Origin of the sequence: Qipengyuania huizhouensis, from assembly GCF_019711635.1 — a bacterium.
Taxonomy (GTDB): domain Bacteria; phylum Pseudomonadota; class Alphaproteobacteria; order Sphingomonadales; family Sphingomonadaceae; genus Qipengyuania; species Qipengyuania huizhouensis.
Genome location: NZ_JAIGNT010000001.1, coordinates 131,130 through 152,495, shown reverse-complemented (window position 1 = coordinate 152,495; position 21,366 = coordinate 131,130). Strand labels below are relative to the sequence as shown.

General features: G+C 59.9%; 19 protein-coding genes, 1 other RNA gene and 1 pseudogene. 13 read left to right on the top strand and 8 right to left on the bottom strand.

Annotated elements, in window-relative coordinates; genetic code table 11:
- Window positions 1–36 precede the first annotated feature (36 nt).
- The 3 genes and pseudogenes from rpoH to K3180_RS12830 form a co-directional block, all read right to left on the bottom strand.
- Complete coding sequence (gene rpoH / locus K3180_RS00655; protein WP_221537733.1) at window positions 37–942, bottom strand: RNA polymerase sigma factor RpoH; 906 nt, start codon at window positions 940–942, stop codon at window positions 37–39.
- Between the two features lie 122 nt (window positions 943–1,064).
- Window positions 1,065–1,982, bottom strand: coding sequence for an RluA family pseudouridine synthase (locus K3180_RS00650; RefSeq protein ID WP_247710236.1), 918 nt, complete (start codon window positions 1,980–1,982; stop codon window positions 1,065–1,067).
- A gap of 225 nt (window positions 1,983–2,207) precedes the next feature.
- Window positions 2,208–2,351: pseudogene (locus K3180_RS12830) on the bottom strand (GIY-YIG nuclease family protein); the annotation flags it as partial.
- 69 nt (window positions 2,352–2,420) lie between these two features.
- Between K3180_RS12830 and K3180_RS00645 the strand changes: the two are divergent.
- The 4 genes from K3180_RS00645 to rnpB all read left to right on the top strand — a co-directional run bounded on the left by K3180_RS00645 (window position 2,421) and on the right by rnpB (window position 5,032).
- Window positions 2,421–2,810, top strand: a complete 390-nt coding sequence (locus K3180_RS00645; RefSeq protein ID WP_221537731.1) for a M67 family metallopeptidase — start codon at window positions 2,421–2,423, stop codon at window positions 2,808–2,810.
- 33 nt (window positions 2,811–2,843) lie between these two features.
- The gene (locus K3180_RS00640; protein WP_221537730.1) at window positions 2,844–3,503 is read left to right on the top strand and encodes a histidine phosphotransferase family protein; all 660 of its coding nucleotides are present in this window, start codon (window positions 2,844–2,846) and stop codon (window positions 3,501–3,503) included.
- Window positions 3,500–4,246, top strand: a complete 747-nt coding sequence (locus K3180_RS00635; RefSeq protein ID WP_345719402.1) for an N-acetylmuramoyl-L-alanine amidase — start codon at window positions 3,500–3,502, stop codon at window positions 4,244–4,246. The genes K3180_RS00640 and K3180_RS00635 overlap by 4 nt, the downstream gene beginning before the upstream one ends.
- 365 nt (window positions 4,247–4,611) lie before the next feature.
- An RNA gene (gene rnpB, locus K3180_RS00630) (RNase P RNA component class A) lies at window positions 4,612–5,032 on the top strand.
- Between the two features lie 106 nt (window positions 5,033–5,138).
- Here rnpB and K3180_RS00625 read toward each other — a convergent pair.
- Complete coding sequence (locus K3180_RS00625) at window positions 5,139–6,449, bottom strand: UDP-glucose dehydrogenase family protein (protein WP_221537729.1); 1,311 nt, start codon at window positions 6,447–6,449, stop codon at window positions 5,139–5,141.
- The gene (locus K3180_RS00620) at window positions 6,450–7,253 is read right to left on the bottom strand and encodes a metallophosphoesterase family protein (RefSeq protein ID WP_221537728.1); all 804 of its coding nucleotides are present in this window, start codon (window positions 7,251–7,253) and stop codon (window positions 6,450–6,452) included.
- Between the two features lie 269 nt (window positions 7,254–7,522).
- Between K3180_RS00620 and K3180_RS00615 the strand changes: the two genes are divergently transcribed.
- Window positions 7,523–8,275, top strand: a complete 753-nt coding sequence (locus K3180_RS00615; protein ID WP_221537727.1) for a TorF family putative porin — start codon at window positions 7,523–7,525, stop codon at window positions 8,273–8,275.
- 82 nt (window positions 8,276–8,357) lie between these two features.
- Window positions 8,358–8,795 (top strand): VOC family protein, encoded by a 438-nt coding sequence (locus K3180_RS00610; RefSeq protein ID WP_221537726.1) that lies wholly within the window; start codon window positions 8,358–8,360, stop codon window positions 8,793–8,795.
- 20 nt (window positions 8,796–8,815) lie between these two features.
- On the opposite strand, the gene nhaA is transcribed toward K3180_RS00610, so the two are convergent.
- The gene (gene nhaA / locus K3180_RS00605) at window positions 8,816–10,027 is read right to left on the bottom strand and encodes a Na+/H+ antiporter NhaA (protein ID WP_221537725.1); all 1,212 of its coding nucleotides are present in this window, start codon (window positions 10,025–10,027) and stop codon (window positions 8,816–8,818) included.
- A 211-nt stretch (window positions 10,028–10,238) separates the two neighbouring features.
- On the opposite strand from nhaA, the gene K3180_RS00600 reads away from it, so the two are divergent.
- The 3 genes from K3180_RS00600 (at window position 10,239) to K3180_RS00590 (ending at window position 13,969) form a co-directional block, all read left to right on the top strand.
- Entirely contained in the window at window positions 10,239–11,144 is a 906-nt protein-coding gene (locus K3180_RS00600) for a sulfite exporter TauE/SafE family protein (protein ID WP_221537724.1), read from the top strand.
- A gap of 35 nt (window positions 11,145–11,179) precedes the next feature.
- Window positions 11,180–11,890: a TIGR02186 family protein gene (locus tag K3180_RS00595; protein WP_221538049.1), complete on the top strand. Its 711-nt coding sequence runs from the start codon at window positions 11,180–11,182 to the stop codon at window positions 11,888–11,890.
- Between the two features lie 99 nt (window positions 11,891–11,989).
- Window positions 11,990–13,969, top strand: coding sequence for an ATP-binding protein (locus K3180_RS00590; protein ID WP_425594502.1), 1,980 nt, complete (start codon window positions 11,990–11,992; stop codon window positions 13,967–13,969).
- A 21-nt stretch (window positions 13,970–13,990) separates the two neighbouring features.
- On the opposite strand, the gene K3180_RS00585 is transcribed toward K3180_RS00590, so the two are convergent.
- Window positions 13,991–14,737: a 7-carboxy-7-deazaguanine synthase QueE gene (locus K3180_RS00585; RefSeq protein WP_221537723.1), complete on the bottom strand. Its 747-nt coding sequence runs from the start codon at window positions 14,735–14,737 to the stop codon at window positions 13,991–13,993.
- 244 nt (window positions 14,738–14,981) lie between these two features.
- Window positions 14,982–17,690, bottom strand: coding sequence for a valine--tRNA ligase (locus tag K3180_RS00580; RefSeq protein ID WP_221537722.1), 2,709 nt, complete (start codon window positions 17,688–17,690; stop codon window positions 14,982–14,984).
- 104 nt (window positions 17,691–17,794) lie between these two features.
- Here K3180_RS00580 and K3180_RS00575 point away from each other — a divergent pair, with 104 nt between their 5' ends.
- From K3180_RS00575 to K3180_RS00560, 4 genes are read left to right on the top strand one after another with little or no spacing between them, the layout of a single operon-like run.
- Window positions 17,795–18,904 (top strand): ABC transporter permease, encoded by a 1,110-nt coding sequence (locus K3180_RS00575; protein ID WP_221537721.1) that lies wholly within the window; start codon window positions 17,795–17,797, stop codon window positions 18,902–18,904.
- Window positions 18,904–19,812: an ABC transporter ATP-binding protein gene (locus K3180_RS00570; protein WP_221537720.1), complete on the top strand. Its 909-nt coding sequence runs from the start codon at window positions 18,904–18,906 to the stop codon at window positions 19,810–19,812. The genes K3180_RS00575 and K3180_RS00570 overlap by 1 nt, the downstream gene beginning before the upstream one ends.
- A gap of 3 nt (window positions 19,813–19,815) precedes the next feature.
- Entirely contained in the window at window positions 19,816–20,763 is a 948-nt protein-coding gene (locus K3180_RS00565) for an MlaD family protein (RefSeq protein ID WP_221537719.1), read from the top strand.
- A gap of 17 nt (window positions 20,764–20,780) precedes the next feature.
- Window positions 20,781–21,365 carry an ABC-type transport auxiliary lipoprotein family protein gene (locus tag K3180_RS00560; RefSeq protein WP_221537718.1) on the top strand — a complete coding sequence of 195 codons (585 nt, stop codon included), beginning with the start codon at window positions 20,781–20,783 and terminating at the stop codon, window positions 21,363–21,365.
- The last annotated feature ends 1 nt before the right edge of the window (window position 21,366 follow it).

Sequence of the window (21,366 nt, the reverse complement as noted above, 5' to 3'; positions counted from 1 at the left end):
ATCCTCTCACGCCGCTTTCATATTCAGTACGGTGGATCAGGCCACGCCGGGCAACAAGCGGTCGCCGGCGATGCGCTGCATCGCCTTCTGCAGCTTCTCGAAGGCGCGAACCTCGATCTGGCGGATGCGTTCGCGGCTGACGTTGTAAACCTGCGACAACTCTTCGAGCGTCTGCGGGTTTTCCGTCAGGCGGCGTTCGGTAAGGATGTGCTGTTCACGCTCGTTGAGGCTGTCCATCGCCTCCACCAGCATTTCATGGCGCACTTCCTTTTCCTCGGTATCGGCAACCGTCTCGTCCTGAAGCGGACGATCGTCGGTCAGCCAGTCCATCCACTCGCCCGAGCCTTCTTCGCCATTGCGCATCGGCACGTTGAGCGAACCGTCGCCGCCCATCATCATCCGGCGGTTCATATTGATCACTTCCTGCTCGGGCACGCCGAGATCGGTAGCGATCTTGTTCACATCGTCCGGGTGAAGGTCGGTGTCTTCATAGGCATCGAGGTTCTTCTTCATCCGGCGAAGGTTGAAGAACAGCTTCTTCTGCGCGGCGGTGGTACCCATCTTTACGAGCGACCAGCTGCGCAGTATGTATTCCTGGATGCTCGCCTTGATCCACCACATGGCATAGGTGGCGAGGCGGAAGCCGCGGTCGGCTTCGAATTTCTTCACGCCCTGCATCAGGCCGACATTGCCTTCGGAAATGAGATCCGACACAGGCAGGCCGTAGCCGCGATAGCCCATGGCGATCTTCGCCACGAGACGCAGGTGCGAGGTGACGAGCTGCGCCGCAGCTTCGCTGTCCCCATGCTCTTCGTAACGCTTGGCGAGCATGTATTCCTGCTCTTGCGTCAGCACGGGGAATTTCTTGATTTCGGAGAGATAGCGGTTGAGGCTTTGCTCACCACCGAGCGCCGGGACGCTCAAACTTCTGGTATTGCTCACTTTACCCTGACCTTTCTTGCGTCGACCTCGCTTGCCGGACCCCTGCTGGGCATCCGATCATTCGGGCCACTGGTTTGCTTGTAACAGAACGCGACCGAATTTGCACACGCGTTTCATCGATTTCAACGAGCGGTTTCGTCGATGAGTTCCCGCATATCGTGGGGTAATTCGGCGCAGAAATCCAAGCTTTCACCGCTGATAGGATGTATGAATCCCAATCGGGCCGCATGTAGCGCCTGGCGCTTGAAATCGAGGCTCTCGAGCAGCGTTCGGAGCGGCTGGGGCGTGCGTCCATATACAGGATCACCCAATAGCGCATGACCGATTGACGCACAGTGAACGCGGACCTGATGAGTGCGTCCGGTTTCAAGGCGGCATTCGATAAGCGCCGCATGGTCGAGACGCTGCAAGGTTTCGTAATGGGTCACCGCGTGTTTCCCCCGCGTGGACTTGTCGGGCAGCACGGTCATCTTCTTGCGGTCCTTGTCCGACCGCCCGATACGAGTGGAAATTGTCCCCGACTGCGGGTTGGGATGCTCGGCACAGACCGCCAGGTAACGCCGGGTGATCGAATGGTCGGCAAACTGCCGCGCCAGCCCTTCGTGTGCCGCATCGCTCTTGGCGACGACAAGCAGGCCGGACGTATCCTTGTCGATCCGGTGCACGATGCCCGGACGGGCGACGCCGTTGATCCCCGAAAGCTGCCCCTTGCAATGATGCAACAGCGCGTTGACCAGCGTTCCGTCGCGATTGCCTGCCGCCGGATGGACCACCATCCCTGCAGGCTTGTTCACCACCAACAGGTGTTCGTCCTCGAACACCACGTCGAGGGGAATGTTCTGTGCGATGGTTTCAAGCGGCTCGGGCGGGGGCAGGGTGACGACATAGCTCTCGCCGCCGGTCAGCTTTGCAGAACCCGATTTTGCCGATTTCCCGTTTATCTCGACCGCACCGTCCGCGATCAGACCCTTCACCCTCTCGCGCGAAAGACCGGTCGCTTCCGCGAGCGCCTTGTCCAGGCGGCCCGACGTGTGGATCAAGCCTTCGAGGGGGCGCTCAGAAGGAAAAGACGGTGCTTCGACAAGCTCAGCACGAGCGGGGAAAGAATTGGTTTTTCCATCCGTTCGCCCTGAGCTTGTCGAAGGGTCGTCTTTCTTTTTCGCCAGTTCCGATATCCGCTCCCAGTCACCACGGATTAACGCCATCTTCTTGGCCCGAGACCAGCCTTTGATCCTTCGCTCAGCAGCGAGCGCCTCTTCACGCGTTGCGAACTCCTCCGACCAGACCAGTTCCACCGGCAATCTGTCCGCGGTAAATCCTTCGATTTCACCGCGTTCGTGCTGCGCGACACGCAATTCCAGATCGTCCGTGTGCCCGATGTAGTAGGCACCGCCGCGACAATGTAGCATGTAGGCCCAGAACGGCATGGGTCGCGCCTAAGTGAAGGACGGCCCTTCGACAAGCTCAGGGCGAACGGTTTGAAGGTTTCTCGGCAGATTTTGAACGCCCTGCTCGTGGAAGCGGCAGATGCCTTCACCCGCGAATGTTGCGGTATTCTGATGGGCGAAGAGGACGCGATCATTTCGATCCATCCGGCGAAAAACGTGCATCCGCGGCCCGAAAGCCATTTCGAAATCGATCCGCAGGCGCTGATCGACGCACATCGCGAGGCGCGCCAAGGAGGGCCGCAGGTGCTGGGCTATTACCATTCCCACCCCAACGGCCTTGCGCGTCCTTCCGCTACCGATGAGGCCATGGCGACAGGACAGGGGCTCATCTGGGCGATAATCGCGGCGGACCGCGTCACTTTCTGGCGCGAGGGGGATGCGCGATTCGCTGCGCTTCCCTATGTGGTCTCCCCCCGCTAGAAGGCGGTCAATTCGAGTTTCGACGGGATATAAATGGACGACAGCCAATCGATCGATCTTGCGGCAATGCTTTGCTCGCGTCTTTGCCACGACATGCTCAGCCCGGTCGGTGCCCTGAACAACGGGCTCGAGCTTCTGGCGATGGAAGACGATCCCGAAATGCGCAGGAATGTCATGGCGCTGCTGGAACAGAGCGCGACGACTTCGACCAACAAGCTGAAATTCTTCCGGCTGGCCTTCGGGGCTGCGGGCGGTTTCGGTGAACGCGTCGACGTTCACGAACCCAGGGCCCTGATCGACGCATTGGTTGCGGACAAGCAGAAGGTCGAGGTCAATTGGGCGATAGATGCGGCCAACCTTGCCAAGCCGGCGGTCAAGGTCCTCCTCAATTTTGCGCAGATCGCCATCGATGCGCTGGTGCGCGGCGGCACGCTCGATATCGGTGCCGAAATGCGTGACGGCAATTGCGAGATCGTGGTTCGCGCTGCCGGGCCCAAGATCGGGTTCGATGACAATATCGGCAAGGCACTGGACGGCAGTCTGGCGCGGGAGGAGCTTTCCAGTCGCACGGCCGCAGCACATATGATCCGTCTGCTGGCCGAACAGTCGGGCGGCGGACTGCAATACGCCAGGACGGACGAGACGCTGGTGCTCGGCGCGATCCTGCCCGAGGGCGAAGGACTGATCGGGTGAGCGATTTCGGCAAGCTGGGTGAAGGCCTGCCCTCCAGCAAGGACGAACTCGTCGACCGCGAAGTGCTTTCGCCCAATCACGACGAACGCAAGCATCCCATTTCGATGTTGGTCATCCATTACACCGAGATGGAGGACAAGGGCTTCGCCATCGAACGCCTTTGCGACCCCGAAGCCAAGGTCTCCGCGCACTATCTGATTGGCGAGCAGGGCGAAGTTGTACGGCTTGTGCCCGAGGAAAAGCGGGCCTGGCATGCCGGATTGTCATACTGGCGCGGTCACAAGGACGTGAATTCTGCCAGCATCGGGATCGAACTCGACCATCCGGGCCATAAATACGGCTATCGTGAATTCAACGAGGCGCAGTTCGAAGCGCTGGTTCCGCTGGTCGCGCGTATCGTGAAGGAATACGATATTCCGCGCGCCAATGTGGTCGGCCATTCCGATGTCGCGCCAGCGCGCAAGATCGATCCGGGCGAGCTGTTCCCGTGGGACCGCCTCGCCGAATACGGATTGTGCCTGCCGCGACCGAAAAAGCTCGAACGCGGCGATCCGTTCGATAACGACGCCGCGTTTTACCTCGCGCTCGAACGCTTCGGCTACGACGTTTCCGATGGGCACAAGGCGGTGGAAGCCTTCCAGCGCCGGTGGCGTCCGGAAAAGATCAATGGCGAGATCGACGGCGAAGTACGGGCGATCCTGTTCCAGCTCCTGCTGGATCGGGACAGGGGGATCGCAAGGTAGCACATGGCGCGATTTGCGGTCGTGAGTGAAAGGACTGTTGCTGCCCCGTAACTCTAGGCAGCGTACGCGCCGCGCGGTTTCCTACAGGTGTAGTGCCGATGTAGAGACCGGGGGATGTACCTTGGAACGCCACTTTCCAGTCCGGAAATAGCCATGCGTATCGGTTTCGATGCCGGAATCCGCGTGCGGTCTGCAGCCGATGCTCGTTCTTGCAAAAGTCACACCCCTATCGGCGCAAATAGGCTCAAAGGCTTGGAAAAGAACAAGAAAGCTGGAAGGTCACGGGTTTGCAAACACTTAGCCCCGTCACACTTCGAAGCGGTTTCGCTTGGCGAAATGCGAGGCGCGCATTATCTGCTATATCGCCAGGGGGCCGGGCAGCCGCGCCTGTCCCTGCGAAAGCAGGGATCTGACGAGGAAAGTCCGGGCTCCACGAGACGAGGGTGGCGGGTAACGCCCGCCGTGGGCAACCACAGGGAAAGTGCCACAGAGAGCATACCGCCGATGGCCCCTTTAGGGGATCAGGCAAGGGTGAAAGGGTGCGGTAAGAGCGCACCGGGGTTCTGGTAACAGCGCCCGCATGGCAAACCCCACCCGGAGCAAGGCCGAATAGGGGCGGCGTGTCCCGGACTTGATCCGGGACAGGGGTGTTTCTCCCCAGTCGCCCGGGTTGGCTGCTCGAGCCATGGAGCAATCCATGGCCCAGACGAATGGCTGCCGCCGCGCGGCTGGTGTGCAAGCATACCGCGTGCGGAACAGAACCCGGCTTACAGGCCCCCTGGCATTTTCACGGAACAGACCTCTGCGTGCGGCTGGAATTCTATTATCGAACGCCTGCCTCGTAGCGCACTTCAGCCCTCATCCGTGCACGGTGAAATGCGCAAGGTCCGTATCAGGTCCGTCCGATGCTGGAATACTCGAAGCCCAGAGCACGCACGTCGTCGGGGCGGTAGATATTGCGCAAATCCACCAGGACGGGCGACTTTGCGAGGTCCTTGATCCGCTTCAGGTCGAGCGCGCGGAACACATCCCATTCGGTGACGATGGCGATGGCATCGGCACCTGCGATCGCAGCATAGGGTTCGTCCACCATGGTCACTTCGGGCATCAGCGGCTTGGCCAGTTCCATGCCCTCGGGATCGTAGGCCGCGACCTCCACGCCCGCGTCGGTAAGCGTCTGCGCGACCGCAATGGCAGGAGAGTCGCGCATGTCATCAGTATTGGGCTTGAAGGTCAGTCCGAGCAGCGCGACTTTCTTGCCGCGAGCCGCTTCGGCGCCGCCCAGCGCGTCGATAACCTTGCGGCCCATGGCGCGCTTGCGACTGTCGTTGGCCTTGACCACCGCTTCCACGATCCGGGTCGGACTGTCGAAATCCTCTGCCGTCTTGAGCAGGGCGAGCGTGTCTTTCGGAAAGCACGATCCGCCATAGCCAGGCCCGGCGTGGAGGAACTTGGAACCGATACGGTTGTCCATCCCGATGCCGCGCGAGACGTCCTGCACATTGGCCCCCACTTTCTCGCAGAGATCGGCCATCTCGTTGATAAAGGTGATCTTGGTCGCGAGAAAAGCGTTGGCCGCATATTTGATCAGTTCGCTTGTGCGCCTTCCGGTGAACAGGATCGGTGATTCATTGAGAAAGAGCGGACGATAGACTTCGCGCATGATATCACGGCCGAACTCGTCCTCGGCGCCGATGACGATGCGATCGGGGCGCTTGAAATCACCGATGGCCGCGCCTTCGCGCAGAAACTCAGGGTTCGATACGACCGAGAATTTGTGGCTCGTGCCGCTGTCCTGCAGGATCCGCTCCACCTCGTCGCCGGTGCCGACCGGGACAGTGGATTTGGTAACAACCACGGCATCGTTGGCCAGGTGCTCACCGATTTCCTTGGCCACCCCGTAGACGTAAGAGAGATCGGCATGGCCATCGCCTCTGCGACTGGGTGTGCCAACGGCGATGAAGATCGCATCGGCTCCGTCGATACCTTCAGCAAGGCTGGTGGTGAAACTCAGCCTGCCGGCAGCGACATTCGAGGCAACCAGTTCGGCAAGACCCGGCTCATAGATGGGCATAACGCCATCGTGCAGCCGGTCGATCTTCGACTGGTCCTTGTCGATGCAGACGACCTCGTGACCGAAGTCGGCGAAACAAGCGCCCGATACCAGGCCCACATAGCCCGAACCCACCATTGCGATCTTCATTTATACATCTCTCTTTTCGATGGCGATTTCGCCGTTCTTGTCGGTGACAGCCTGTATGATGCGCCGACTGGTCCCTTCAAGCACCAAAGCCGTGAGCCGGCCTGTGCGAAAGGCGCCCGTATCGATACCGATCCGGTGTTTGCGGTGTTCCATTTCCTCGAAAATGGTGTGGCCATGCACGACGACATGACTGAATGGTTCTTCGTGCTTCAGAAAGCGCTCACGAATCCAGCGCAGGTCGGACGGCTTTTGCTCATCAAGTGCGAGCTTGGGATTAATACCCGCATGAACGAAGGCATAGTCGCCGATGACGATCATGTCTTCGAAGGAAGCGAGGAACTTGCGGTCCCTTTTCGGCACAGCCTCCTTCATGACCTCCTGCAATTCGCTCATCTTCATTCGCGAATAGGTTTTCCGGTCCAGCCCATAACTGAGTATGGTTTCCTTGCCGCCATGCTTGAGGAAATGCCGCAGTATTTCGCGATCCTCGAAGCTTTGCAGGAACATTTCTTCATGATTTCCGGCAAGGTATCTTACCTTGCGGCTTTCGCCCCATTTCCGCGCAGACTTCACTACTCCGGCGCTATCGGGTCCGCGATCCACGAGATCGCCCAAAAGAATGACAGTCGTTTCGCCTGGTGGCTGGGCAGCATCGTCATCTTCGATGGCGTCCCGCAGCGCCCTGAACAGATCCAGCCGGCCGTGGATATCCCCGATGACATAGAGACGCTCGCCATCTGGAACTCGCGCGTTTCGATGGGAGGCCGTGCCGGACGCAAATAGGCGGCGGATGCTTTGGAACATGGTTTGGGTGCAGGTATCTTTCGAGGGTTTGCGAGCGCTTAGGCCACCGCGCCGCGAGCGGCAAGTCGGGGGGCGTATGCGCTGACTTCGCAGTTGCACAATAGCCACGCTATTTGTTGCAATAGCGAAAACTTAATGCAGCTATCTTGCGCGTAAAATGCATTTCCTGCACGTTCGTTTCGAATTCGATCGAGGATCCATACAAAAATCAGGACCCGACGGATGCGCAGGTGGGACGAAGCACCAAACCGAACCGAAGGAGTTCGCACATGCTCACGTCCTTTCACGGCAAGATTGCCGTTTCGCTCGCCCTGGCTGGTTCAGGCCTAGCCTTACCTACAGTGGCAACCGCCCAAGAAGAAGACAGCGGTCCGATCACAATTTCCGCCAATGCCGCACTGACCACCGACTACCGCTTCCGCGGTGTGTCTCTGTCGGGAGGTGATCCGGCAATACAGGGCGGCGTCGATGTCGCTCATGAAAGTGGCTTCTACGTAGGCACCTGGGCATCGTCCATCGACGGTGGCGATGCCTATGGCGAGATGGAATTCGATATTTACGCAGGCTGGTCGGGCGATGTCTCGGACGGTGTCGCGGTCGATGTCGGAGTGCTCTATTACGCCTATCCTACCGAGGAATTAGGTCTCGATACCGATTATTGGGAGCCTTACGCTTCGGTCGGCTTTACCCTCGGTCCTGCAGAAGCAACCGTAGGCGCGGCCTACGCTTTCGAACAGGATTCGCTGGGCGGGGACGACAACCTCTATGTCTACACCGATCTCGGATATGCGCTGCCTTCGACACCCATCTCGCTCTCGGCGCATCTGGGCTACACGGACGGCGCTCTCGCCCCGCCCTTTCTCGCGGGTTCCGCTGATGACAGCGGGTTGGACTGGTCGCTCGGAGCCAGTGTTGCGTCGGGCATTCTCGAAGTTGGGGTGGCCTATGTCGGCGTCGAGGGTCCGTCCATCGACGGATTTACCGATGACGCGATCGTCGGGACCATCAGCGCCAGTTTCTAGAGAATTCACTGGCGATGTACCAAGGGGTGTGCCTTCGGGCGCACCCCTTTTCGAATGTATTTTATGCTCCTACCTGAGGGCCATGACCAAATATCTCCACAGCATGATCCGAGTCGCCGATCCCGAGGCTACAATCGCGTTTTTCAAGCTTATCGGTCTCGAAGAGGTCCGTAGGACAGATAGCGAACAGGGCCGATTTACTTTGATCTTTCTCGCAGCACCTGGACAGGAGGGCGTGGCAGAGGTCGAGTTGACCTACAATTGGCCCCCCGAGGACGGGAGCGCCCCCGAGCGATACGACGGTGGCCGGAATTTCGGCCACCTCGCCTATCGTGTGGAGAATATATACGATACCTGCCAACGGCTTATGGATGCTGGACATACCATCAACCGTCCGCCGCGTGACGGTCATATGGCGTTCGTCCGCTCACCCGATGGAATCTCGGTCGAACTTCTTCAGGAAGGCTATCTCCAACCGCAGGAACCCTGGATGAGCATGGAGAACACCGGGAGTTGGTAGAGCCCGCGCTAAGCGCGTGTTCAATCGACGTAGGGTGAGCGCGCGTCTTCGGGGTGAGCGGTCGAAAGGCGGAGCACCACGAAGCCGAGCACAGCCGACAGCAGCGAGCCGGAGAGTATACCGAGCTTGGCTTCGTTGATCACGTCGGCCTGGCCGGTGAAGGCGAGCCCGCTGATGAAAAGCGACATCGTGAAACCGATGCCGCACAATATCGATACACCCCAGATTTCCTGCCAGCTCGCCTGATCGGGGCGCGGTGCGAAACCGACCTTATCGGCCAGCCAGATCGCAGAGAAAATGCCAACCTGTTTGCCGAGAAACAGGCCGGTGGCAATCGCGAGCGGGAGCGGTGCAAGCAGCCCCTCCATCCCGATTCCCGCCAGCGGGACACCGGCGTTGGCGAAGCCGAAAACCGGAACGATGAGATAAGCACTCCAGGGAGCTAGTCCGTGCTCCATCCGTTCAACCATGGTCTCGTCGTCCTTGCCGACCATCGGTATCGTCAATGCTGCCGCAACCCCTGCTATGGTCGCATGAATCCCGCTGTTGAGCACGAAGAACCAAAGGACGAGAGCCATTGCGATAAATGGCCAGTATCTGGCGACACGCATACGGTTCATGACCATCATCGCGACGACTACCGCGGCCGATGCGGCCAGCCACACCATCTTGATCTCTTCGGTGTAGAATGCCGCAATCACCGCGACCGCACCGATATCGTCGACAATCGCCACAGTCAGCAGGAAGAGCCTGAGAGATGCCGGGCAACGATTACCCAACAGGCCAAGCACACCCATGGCAAAGGCAATATCCGTGGCAGCGGGAATCGCCCAGCCGCGCAGCAACTGCGCGTCGCCCCCAACTACACCAACATAGAACAGGGCCGGTACGGCCATTCCGGCAATTGCGGCGAGGATCGGCAGCCTGCGTTGTTGCGCCGTACTCAGCTGGCCTTCGATCCATTCACGTTTGACCTCCAGGCCAACCACGAAAAAGAAGATCGCCATCAGCCCGTCGTTGATCCACAAATGAAGATCGTAAAGCTTGGGAATCGGCGTGAATGGCAGCTTGCCGTAAAAGAGTTGCTGGTATTCGTCCGCAAGCGGCGAGTTGGCTGCCAGCATGGCCGCCACTGCCACGAGGATAAGCAATATCCCTGCCGAAGCATCGCTAACGAAAAGCGCGCGAACCGGTGCGAAGACGAGGCGAAAGGCTGAAGGGCGTTCGGTCATGTCGGGCTGCTCTTTTTCGGAAAGCCGGGCACGTTGCAAGTGTCGATTCTCCGTTGTGCAAAGTTTGTGAGGAAGAACGGGCGTTTCGGCGGCAGGAATGTCATGCAAGAGTTCGGTCGAGCGGTCGGCAACCGGCCCACACGGCAATCTCGGGAAACTGAAAGCGCAGTTCCGCTTTTATACACTCTTCGCCTGCGATAGGGGCTGGCCCATGGACGTTTATCTCCCCATCGCAAACCTTTCGGTGAACGGTCTCTGGATCGTTGCGCTCGGGGCGCTGACGGGAGTGCTGTCGGGCCTTTTTGGAGTAGGAGGTGGTTTCCTGACCACTCCACTCCTGATCTTTTACGGCATTCCACCGACTGTTGCTGCTGCCTCGGCATCGACGCAGGTAACTGGTGCAAGTGTCTCGGGAGTATTCGCGCATAGCAAGCGCAAGGGCGTGGACTATCGCATGGGCTCGGTCATGGTGGGAGGCGGGGTTATAGGCGCGGGCATTGGCGCGCTGCTGTTCCGTTTCTTTCGTTCGATCGGACAGATCGATGTCGTAATCAACGCCCTTTATGTCGTCCTGCTCGGATCGATCGGAATGCTTATGGCAAAGGAGGGCTTGCAGGTGCTTCGGGGGACCGCAGGCAAGCAAGCCCCGCGCAGGCGCCACCATCCTCTTGTTGCGAACCTTCCCTGGCGTTGGCGTTTTTATGGCTCGGGCCTATACATTTCTCCCTTGGCCCCGGCACTGGTCGGTGTCGTGGTCGGCATCCTCACAATGCTCATGGGGGTGGGGGGCGGATTTATCCTCGTGCCGGCGATGCTCTACATACTCGGCATGAGCGCCAATGTCGTCGTAGGCACGAGCCTGTACAACATTCTGTTCGTCACCATTGCCACAACTATCATGCATTCTTTGACCACACGAGCGGTGGACATAGTGCTGGTGGCCCTCTTGCTGATCGGCTCGGTGACAGGGGCGCAATTCGGTTCGCAGCTGGCGGTCAAGGCAAAACCGGAAATTCTGCGGCTGGTCCTGGCGGCCATCGTCCTGGCCATCGCATTTCGCATGCTTCTCGGGCTGTTCTACCAGCCTGACGAAATCTACACGGTATATTCTCTGTGAGGTTTCTGCTGCTCTTGCTCGCCGCATTTGCTCTGATGGGTCAGAGCGATCCGGTGCTGGTGCCCGAAGTCTCGCAGCACGAAGTCCAGGTACGCCAAGGCTTTACCGGGACCGAACTGTTGCTGTTCGGCGCAGTTCTCGATCCGGATGGTCGGGCCGGGCAGGGCTATGATATCGTGGTCGTACTCAAGGGTCCGAGCGAGCCCATCCGCCTTCGTGAAAAGGAACGTTTCGCCGGCGTCTGGGTCAATGCACAGAGCAACGATTTCCGTTCCGTGCCGAGCTTCTTCGCGGTTGCTTCATCGCGGTCCGTTTCCGAGATCGTCGATGAAAAGACCGCCGCTATCTACGAGTTCGGCACACGATACATACAGCTTTCTCCAAACGGCAGTATCGATCCCGAAGAACAGCTTCGGTTTGCCGAAGGCCTGGTCGATCTCAAGCAGCGCCAGGGACTGTACAAAGAGGATATGAACGGAGTGCAGATTACCGAAAACGTCCTGTACCAGGCCCGGATATCCCTGCCTTCGAATGTAATTACAGGCACCTATACTGCGGAAACATTTGCGGTGACCCAGGGCCGTGTCATCGCTTCGGCGGTGGCGGAAGTCGAAGTCCGCAAGGTCGGTATGGAACGCCGCGTGGAATATTTCTCGCAGAATTACGGCCTCGCTTATGGTCTGATTGCCGTGTTTCTTTCTGTCTTCATGGGTTGGGGGGCAGGACGGGTTTTCGCGCGCTTGTGACACGGTGACAAATCACCATCGTTGACCCGATTTTAACCCTTATCCGCCATCACTCCGAGCTAACGCATATGCGCCAATTCGAGGGGCCAGGGCTGGATAATGAACGATATGGGCAATGGAGATTTCGGTTCCTTTGGCGGTCCGCGTCAAATGGAGTCCGAACAACCGGAACAGCGCAGTAATTCGCTGCGCGATCGAATTCGCCGCTCTGCAGATAGCGAGATGATTTCACCTGCCACCGGGGCGGCTTCGCGCTCGGGCTATGTTCACCAGCAAACCATTTCGCCGCCGGAGACTACATCTGAAAAGCTGGCTGGCGAACCGTCTGTCCTTCCTCCTGCCGAAGGCGCTGTACCGGACGAAGTGGCGCCAACTCCTGCGGCGCCCCTGCAGGGAGCGGCATCAACTCCATCAGAGCCTGCTCCAAAGCTTGAGACTGATCCGGCCCCGGCCTCCGAAGACGATGTCGTGATGCCCAGCGACAACGCCCTCCAGCCAATTGGCATCGTACTTGAAATCGCGGGCTCCGGATCGATGATCGCCATCGACACGCAACGTCTGACCGAATGCGCCGATGATGAAGATCCCGCAATCGCAATGGCGGGGCAAGTCGGCTCGCAGATCAAGATCCGCGTTGGCAATAGCTGGTTGCTGGCCAGCGTGCGGAATCAGCGGCAGGATCGGAAGGCGGGCAGCATTCTCGCCAATATCGATTTTCTCGGCGAAGGGATGGAGGAAAAGCTCACCGGTAAACTTCACGGGTTTCGCCGCGGTGTGACGCGCTATCCAGTGCCGGGGGCAATGATATATCCGGCTTCGACTGCCGATCTGAAACAGGTTTACGCCAGCGACGGGCGCAGTTCGATCACCGTCGGCAAGGTCTATCCGACCAAGGATATCCGTGCCGGTATTTATGTCGACGCCATGCTCGGCAAGCACTTCGCGCTACTGGGCTCGACCGGTACCGGTAAGTCGACCAGTGCGGCACTGATCCTGCACCGCATCTGCGAGGCGGCGCCCGAAGGGCATATCGTCATGATCGATCCGCATGGCGAATATTCGGCGGCGTTTCGCAACACCGGCGTGATCCTCGACGTCTCTAATCTCCAGATGCCCTACTGGATCATGAACTTCGAAGAGCATTGCGAAGTCATCCTGACCAGCAATGGCAACGAACGACAGGTCGATGCCGATATTCTCGCCAAGTGTCTGCTCAAGGCGCGGAGCAAAAGTCGCCTGGCCGAAACGATGGGCAAGATTACGGTCGATTCGCCCATCCCCTATCTGCTTTCGGATCTTTCGAACGAGATCCAGGACCAGATGGGCAAGCTCGACAAGGCGACCAATTCCGCGCCGTATATGCGCATCAAGAACAAGCTGGACGAGCTCAAGGCCGATCCGCGCTATCAGTTCATGTTCTCCGGAATGCTGGTGGCCGACACGATGGCGGAGTTCATCGCGAAGATTTTCCGGATGCCTTCCAATGGCAGGCCAATTTCAATCATCGACGTATCGGGCGTGCCTTCGGACATCACCTCGACGGTGGTCGCCGTGCTCAGCCGGCTAGTGTTCGACTTCGCCATCTGGGGCCGTGACGACAAGACCACGCCGATCCTGCTGGTTTGCGAAGAAGCGCACCGTTACGTTCCCAACGAGAAAAATGCTGATGGCAACTCCGTCGGCACCATTCTCGGGAGAATTGCCAAGGAAGGTCGTAAATACGGTATCTCGCTGGGGTTGATAACGCAGCGCCCATCGGACCTTGCCGAAGGCGTGCTGTCGCAATGCGGCACGATCATTTCGATGCGCCTCAACAACGATCGCGACCAGGACTTCGTCCGTGCCGCGATGCCGGAAGGTGCGCGGGGGTTTCTCGATGCGATTCCCGCACTCCGCAACCGCGAGTGCATCATCTGCGGCGAGGGCGTCGCGATTCCCATCCGCGTGAGCTTTGACAATCTCGAGGAAATAAAGCGACCAGCATCGGAGGACCCGAGCTTCATCGAGATGTGGAACAAGCCCGGCGGAGAAGAGGATCTCGTCCTTCGCACAGTCCAGCGCTGGCGTTCGCAAGGATAGCGATCCCTGCGAAGGGAGGAATCACGTTCCTCTGGTATCTCCAAACAGATGAATATGCAGCCGATCACTAAGCCGGAAACCGTGTTTCAGGCATAGCGGGGCGAGCCATTTCTCGCGTGTCCGGATCGTCTCGCTATCCGTTCCCTCCGGCATCAGGAAGACGTGGTCGGCCTGGAACCGGTAGCGATCACGCAGGGTCAGCACCTCCTCGACATCCGCAGGCTGGGCAATCACGAATTTGAACCATGCGCGGGGATCGGTGGCATAGGCGTCCAGCCGTTCCGGCAGCAGCGCGAGATTGGCGGGATTGCCGCTATGCGCCAGCTTGGGGCTGACGTTGAACTGGTCGATACGGATATCGAGCCGGGGCGGGGCCCTTGTGGTCCCGTTGGTTTCGATCTCGACCGCGATGTCCGGCAGCAAGTCGAGTAGTTTCGTCAGCGCGGGCGCCTGCAGGAGCGGTTCGCCACCGGTGATCACCAGCCGATCCTGCCCCAGCGAAAGGATAAGCGCGGCAACCTCTTCTTCATCCAGCGTGACCTGGTTGTCCTTGCGCTCGAAGATCACACCATCGCGATGGGGGCGCCCGAACTTCGCCTCTGCGCCCTCGAAATGCCAGGTATAGGCCGTGTCGCACCACACGCAGGCAAGATTGCAGCGCGAAAGCCGCATGAAGGCGACCGGCATGCCCGCGCTCGGCCCTTCGCCCTGGACCGACGCGAAAATTTCCGGTCCGCCATTGTCATCGGTGGCGAGGACGAGAGTCATCGCCGCTTTCGACCCGGCGACGAAGGCGACAAAGGCGACTCCGGCGTCATCCTGAAAAAGCGTTTATTTTCCATCACTTGACCATGCAAAGGCGACAAAAGAGCGGATTTTCGGCCCCCCCCCCTGGACGCGAAGGACTGCTAACGAATGCATCGGACATGGCATATGTAACGCAAGTAGGAAAACCCGTCTCCGTGTTTCGACCTGCGTAGGGATAGCCTCGGCGGCGCAATCCGGGCCTCGGTCAGCCCAGACGCGCCAGTGCCGCCTCCAGCCGTTCGATTTCCGCCGTGTGATGGGCAAAATCGGCACGGGCCTTTTCGACCGCCTCCGGATTTGCACGTTCGACGAAATTCGCATTGCCAAGGCGGCCCTCGAGCGATTTCGCTTCCTTGGAGGAGGTTTCCATCGCCTTGGTAAGGCGGGCCTTTTCAGCCTCGATGTCGATGACTCCTTCGAGCGGGATGATGAAGGCATCTTCGCCCGCCGCAACTTGCATCGCCGCGCCGCCGGGCGCTTCGGCGAAATGGATCTGGGTGAGGCGCGCAAGACGCTCGATGGCAGGTGCGTTCTCTTCGGCCACCTTGCGCCCCAGCGGTGAGGGAGAGGGGCAAAATGCTACTAGCTTTGCGCCCGGTGCAATGCCGATTTCGTTCTTCGCGGTACGCACGGCGCTGGTCAGTGCGATCACCCAGTCGATTTCGACCTTGGCAGCAGCGTCCACCTCTGCCTGCGGTTCTGGCCATTTGGCGGTGATCAGCGGATAGTCCGGACGATCGCCCTGCTTCGACCACAGCTCTTCGGTGATGAAGGGCATGAAGGGGTGCAGCATGACGAGGATCTGATCCAGCGCCCAGCCGGCGACTGTCTTCGTTTCCTCGTCGAAATTGCCCTTGATCAGCTCGATGTACCAATCGCAGAAACGGTCCCAGACGAAGTGATAGATCGTATTGGCGGCGGCATCGAAGCGCAGGTCGGCCATCGCCTGTTCGAGCGCATTCTTGGTCTCGACGACCTCGCCGATGATCCACTTGTTGACCGCCTGGTTCGCGGCAGGCGCGGCGATAGTGGTGCTGGCGCCGATACCGTTGGACTGGCAGAATCGGGTCGCATTCCACAGCTTGGTGGCGAAGTTGCGGTAGCCCTCGACGCGGCGCTCATCCATCTTGATGTCGCGGCCCTGGCTTTCCATCGCCGACATGAAGAAGCGCAGCGCATCGGCTCCGTACTGGTCGATCAGGCCCAGCGGATCTACGACATTGCCCTTGGACTTGGACATCTTCGCGCCGTCCGCTGCGCGCACGAGGCCATGCAGGTAAAGCCGCGGCCACGGCGCCTTGCCCGTCAGGTGCATGCCCTGCATCATCATGCGCGCATCCCAGAAGAACAGGATGTCGAAGCCGGAAATCAGCAGGTTGTTGGGATAGTGCTTATCGAGCAAGTCGGTCTTTTCCGGCCAGCCGAGTGTTGCAAATGGCCAGAGTGCGGAGGAGAACCACGTGTCGAGAACATCGTCGTCGCGGGTCAGCACCACGCCTTCGCCAGCCTGCGCCTGTGCTTCTTCCTCGGTCATGGCGACATAGGCCTTGCCGTCGGCATCGTACCATGCAGGGATGCGGTGGCCCCACCAGAGTTGCCGGCTGACGCACCACGGCTGGATGTTCTCCATCCAGTTGAAGAAGGTCTTTTCCCAGGCCTTCGGGACGATTTCGATGGTACCGTCCTTCACCGCCTCGATCGGCGCGCGCGCGAGCTTTTCGGCATCGACGTACCATTGGTCGGTCAGCCAGGGTTCGATCACCACACCGCCACGGTCGCCGAAAGGGGTGGCGATTGTGCGCGGCTCGGAGTCATGCTCGGTCTCGTTGCCTTCCTTGTCCCTGGTGACATGCGGGATGAGGTAGCCCTGCTCCTTCAGGCGTTGGACCACCAGTTCGCGCGCGCCATCCACGCCGTCTCGCCTGAAGCGGTGCAGGCCGAGGAATTCTTCCGGCACCAGCCCGTCGGCGGTTTGGCAGACGTTGGCATCGCCATCGAGCATGTTGAGCATATCGCTAGCCTTCATGCCTGCGCGCCTGCCCACTTCGAAATCGTTGAAGTCGTGGCCCGGCGTGATCTTGACCGCGCCGCTACCCAGTTCGGGATCGGCATGCTCGTCGGCAACAATCGGCACGCGGCGGCCCGTGATTGGCAGAACGACATGCTTGCCAACCACGCTTTTATATCGTTCGTCATCGGGATGTACCGCCACTGCCATATCGGCGAGCATGGTTTCCGGGCGCGTGGTGGCGACTATGATATGGTCGCGCCCGTCATCGAGCGTGACGCCGTCCGCCAGCGGGTATCTGAAGTGCCAGAAACCGCCCTTCACATCGGTCGTCTCGACCTCGAGGTCTGAAATGGCGGTCTTCAGCTTCGGGTCCCAGTTCACCAGCCGCTTGTCGCGATAGATCAGGCCGTCGTTGTGGAGATCCACGAAGGTCTTGAGCACGGCGTGCGAGAAATGCTCGTCCATCGTGAACTGCTCTCTGGACCAGTCCATCGAGCAGCCGAGGCGGCGGAGTTGGCGGGTGATCGTGCCGCCGCTTTCCTCTTTCCATTGCCAGACCTTGTCGACGAATTCCTCGCGGCTGTAATTCGTGCGCTTGTCTTGGCTCGCCTCGAGCTGGCGTTCGACCACCATCTGCGTGGCGATGCCCGCATGATCCGTGCCTACCACCCACAAGGCATCCTTGCCGCGAAGGCGTTCATAACGGATCACCACATCCTGCAGCGTGTTATCGAGCGCATGGCCGATGTGGAGCGAGCCGGTGACGTTCGGCGGCGGGTTCACGATGGTGAAGGGCTCTGCGTCCGGGCGTTCGGGACGGAACAGGCCGTTTTCTTCCCAATACGCGTACCAGCGCTGCTCGATTTCGGCCGGGTCGAAAGTCTTGGATAGCTCGGTGCTCATGGCTGCCGCCTTTGCCAGCGCCTTTTGTGCGATGCAACGCCGTATGGGAAAGGACTTGATACAAGCTTGTTTAGTCGGGCGATTCCCCGCATACCGCATGGTGAATGGCTGGATTGGCAGAATACGAACTCGAACAGGGGGATGGGGGCGCGGTGCTCAAGCTCGCCGGGCCCTATCTCGTATCGACCATCGGCGCTCTCGACGAAGAGTTGCGCAGTCTTGAAGGACCGATCGCGAAGGTCGACCTCGCAAGCGTGTCGGAGATCGACACGGTGGGCGCGTGGGTGGCTTGTCAGATCGCTGGCGAGCACAATGCGGAAATCGTGGGGGCCAGCGATCGGGCGGAACGCTTGCTGGACGCGCTAGAAGGGCTCAGCAGCGATTACGGTATTGCCCCTCCGCGCGCGCCTGTGTGGGTGCGAGTTCCCGAAGCAGTGGGCGAGAAGGTCTTCAACGCGAGATCGGGGATTGTCGGCGTTGTCAGCTTCCTCGGCGCCTTGCTTATTTCCATTGCGCGGTTGGCGCGCCATCCACGTAATTTCCGCATGGTTGCACTGGTGCGGCAAGTCGAACTGGTCGGCGTTTCTGCACTGCCCATTATCGGCTTGATGAGTTTTCTCATCGGGATCGTCATCGCACAGCAGGGGGCGGTGCAATTGGCCGCATTCGGGGCGGAGACGCTGACGGTGAATCTCGTCGGCCGTATCACCTTGCGCGAACTGGGCGTTCTGATGACGGCCATTATGGTTGCAGGCCGTTCGGGCAGTGCCTTTGCCGCCGAAATCGGCACGATGAAGCTGACCGAGGAAATTGATGCGATGCGCACTATCGGTATTTCGCCGATGGAAGCGCTGGTGGTTCCGCGTATTCTGGCCGCTGTGCTGATGATGCCGCTGCTGGGTTTTTATGCTTCGTGCATGGCGATTATCGGCGGCGCCTTCGTCGGCGACATCATGCTCGGCATTCCCTTTCTGACCTTCCTCTCGCGCATCCAGGAAGTCGTGCCGACTTACGATGTATGGGTCGGCCTGATCAAGGCGCCGGTCTTCGGCCTGATCGTTGCCTTGGCAGGCTGTTACCACGGCATGCAGGTGAAGGGGAATTCGGAAGAGGTCGGCCTGCGCACCACCTTGTCGGTGGTTTCGGCAATCTTCGCGGTCATCGTCCTCGACGCAATCTTCGCTGTCTTCTTCACCGAGTTGGGGTGGGGCTGATGGCCGAGGAAAGAGGCACGAAATCTCCGAGGCGCCACGAACGCTATCGCGGCGAATATCCCATCATAGTGGAGAATCTGAAGAACCAGTTCGGCGAAACGGTGGTTCACGAAGGGCTGGACCTCACGGTGAAGCGCGGCGAGATTCTGGGCGTGGTCGGCGGTTCAGGTACTGGAAAATCCGTGCTGATGCGCTCGATCATCGGGCTGCAGCGGCCGACCGAGGGCGAGATCGAAGTTTTCGGCAAATCAATCGTCGATGCGGAGCCGGACCAGCAAATCGGCGTACGGGATCGCTGGGGCGTGCTGTTCCAGGGAGGTGCACTGTTCTCGACCCTTACGGTTGGCGAGAACGTAGAGGTGCCGCTGAAGCAATTCTATCCCGAGATTTCCGATGAGCTCCGCGAAGAGATTGCGCGCTACAAGGTCCTGCTGTCCGGCCTGCCGGAAGAAGCGGTGAACAAGTATCCGAGCGAATTGTCGGGCGGCATGAAGAAGCGCGCCGGCCTCGCCCGTGCGCTGGCACTCGATCCCGAACTGCTGTTCCTCGACGAGCCGACTGCCGGTCTTGATCCCATCGGTGCCTCCGCGTTCGACAATCTGACGCGTGAGCTCAAGGAGACGCTGGGTCTCACCGTGTTCCTGATTACGCACGATCTCGATACGCTGCATGAAATCTGCGACCGGGTGGCGGTCCTGGCGGACCGGAAGGTCATCGCGGTCGATACTGTGCCCAAGCTGATGGAGCTCGATCACCCCTGGATACAGGAATATTTCAACGGCCCACGCGGCCGCGCGGCGTTGACCGCTCAGGCGGTGGACGAACTCCGGCGGCATATGGACGATCCGGTCGCGGCGCGTGCGGTCAAAGCGTTGGACAACGCGCGTTCAAGCAGAGATAAGGCGTAACCAATGGAAACACGGGCGAATTACATCTGGGTGGGGGCGGTCACACTGACGGTGCTTGCGGCACTTGCGCTGTTCGTCGTCTGGATCGCGCGCTGGGATGAAGGCGCTCAGAAGGATTACGACATCTTCTTTGCCGAGAGCGTTTCAGGTCTCGCCAATGGCAGCCAGGTCAGTTTCGCGGGCGTGCCGGTGGGGCAGGTGAGCGAGATCGTCCTGTGGGAAAAGGATCCCGGCTTCGTGCGCGTGCGCATCAAGGTGAAGGAAGAAGTTCCGATCCTCGTCGGGACGACCGCTACCATCCAGGGCAGCTTTACCGGCGTGTCGACCATCCTGCTCGACGGTGCGCGCAGCGGCGCGCCTCCGATTTCCTGCGAAACAACAGCCTGTACCGAAGGCGTACCGATCATTCCGCCCAAGGATGGCGGGCTCAACGCCCTGCTTTCCAACGCCCCCCTGCTGCTTGAACGTCTGGCGACGCTGACCGAACGACTGACGCAATTGCTGGACGAGGAAAATCAGGGCGAGATTGCCGGTATCCTTGCCAACACCAACCAGATGACCGCCGAATTGGCAGACGCCGCACCGCAGTTCGAACGGACCATGGCCGAATTGCAGGTGACATTGCGTGAGGCATCCGAAGCGCTCGACGAGTTCGAGAATGTAACAGCCTCCACCGACCGTCTGCTCAACCAGGAAGGCGCGCAATTGGCCAACCAATTGCGGACCACGCTGAAGCAGGCGGGTGATGCTTCGGAAGAATTGCAGGGTGTCCTTTCCGAAGCGCGCCCGGCAACCCGGCAGCTGACCGAAAGCACGCTGCCCGCAGCCGAAGCAACGCTGCGCGATTTGCGCGCGACCAGCAAGGCGCTGCGCGACGTGACCGAAAAAATCGACGAGAAGGGCGCCGGCGCGCTGCTCAACAGCCAGCCATTGCCGGACTACGAGCCGTGACACGGGACAAGTATGCGATGACCAAGCACTTCAAATTCGCCATCCTCGCTCCGGCACTGCTGCTGGGCGGGTGCCTTTCCTTCGGCAGCGAACCGCCCGAGAGCCTGCTGACGCTGACACCGACGGCCTCTGCGCCTGCAGGCGCCGATGCCTCGAGCAGTGCCGGGACCGCCATCGCGCTGACCGAGTTCGAGGCACCCAGCGCGCTCGATGTCACCCGCGTACCGGTGCAGATCACCGACACCGAACTCGCCTATCTTCAGGATGCTGTCTGGGTCGAAAAACCTGCACGCCTGTTCCGCCGCTTGATCGCAGAGACAATCCGGACGCGCAGCAACCGGGTAGTAATCGACGGTGACGATCCGGGCGCGCTTGCCGAAAACCGTCTGACCGGCACGCTCCGTCAGTTCGGCTACGACGCGCGCACGTCCAGCGTGGTGGTGGTGTTCGATGCCGTTCGTCCGGGCGAAGGAAGCGCGATGACGACGCGTCGTTTCGAAGCTGTGGTGCCGGGCGTCGCAGCGGATGTAGCCAGCGTGGGTCCGGCACTAAACCGGGCGGCAAACGATGTGGCGGCGCAGGTGGCCGACTGGGTCCAGTAAT

What these genes read in the sequence shown, in the direction of transcription:
- K3180_RS00620 (WP_221537728.1), bottom strand. Translation starts at nt 7,253, where the DNA reads ATGTTCCAAAGCATCCGCCGCCTATTTGCGTCCGGCACGGCCTCCCAT.
- K3180_RS00625 (WP_221537729.1), bottom strand. Translation starts at nt 6,449, where the DNA reads ATGAAGATCGCAATGGTGGGTTCGGGCTATGTGGGCCTGGTATCGGGC.
- K3180_RS00565 (WP_221537719.1), top strand. Translation starts at nt 19,816, where the DNA reads ATGGAAACACGGGCGAATTACATCTGGGTGGGGGCGGTCACACTGACG.
- K3180_RS00570 (WP_221537720.1), top strand. Translation starts at nt 18,904, where the DNA reads ATGGCCGAGGAAAGAGGCACGAAATCTCCGAGGCGCCACGAACGCTAT.
- K3180_RS00610 (WP_221537726.1), top strand. Translation starts at nt 8,358, where the DNA reads ATGACCAAATATCTCCACAGCATGATCCGAGTCGCCGATCCCGAGGCT.
- nhaA (WP_221537725.1), bottom strand. Translation starts at nt 10,027, where the DNA reads ATGACCGAACGCCCTTCAGCCTTTCGCCTCGTCTTCGCACCGGTTCGC.
- K3180_RS00560 (WP_221537718.1), top strand. Translation starts at nt 20,781, where the DNA reads ATGACCAAGCACTTCAAATTCGCCATCCTCGCTCCGGCACTGCTGCTG.
- K3180_RS00575 (WP_221537721.1), top strand. Translation starts at nt 17,795, where the DNA reads ATGGCTGGATTGGCAGAATACGAACTCGAACAGGGGGATGGGGGCGCG.
- K3180_RS00595 (WP_221538049.1), top strand. Translation starts at nt 11,180, where the DNA reads ATGGGTCAGAGCGATCCGGTGCTGGTGCCCGAAGTCTCGCAGCACGAA.
- K3180_RS00615 (WP_221537727.1), top strand. Translation starts at nt 7,523, where the DNA reads ATGCTCACGTCCTTTCACGGCAAGATTGCCGTTTCGCTCGCCCTGGCT.
- K3180_RS00600 (WP_221537724.1), top strand. Translation starts at nt 10,239, where the DNA reads ATGGACGTTTATCTCCCCATCGCAAACCTTTCGGTGAACGGTCTCTGG.
- K3180_RS00585 (WP_221537723.1), bottom strand. Translation starts at nt 14,737, where the DNA reads ATGACTCTCGTCCTCGCCACCGATGACAATGGCGGACCGGAAATTTTC.
- K3180_RS00580 (WP_221537722.1), bottom strand. Translation starts at nt 17,690, where the DNA reads ATGAGCACCGAGCTATCCAAGACTTTCGACCCGGCCGAAATCGAGCAG.
- K3180_RS00640 (WP_221537730.1), top strand. Translation starts at nt 2,844, where the DNA reads ATGGACGACAGCCAATCGATCGATCTTGCGGCAATGCTTTGCTCGCGT.
- K3180_RS00590 (WP_425594502.1), top strand. Translation starts at nt 11,990, where the DNA reads ATGAACGATATGGGCAATGGAGATTTCGGTTCCTTTGGCGGTCCGCGT.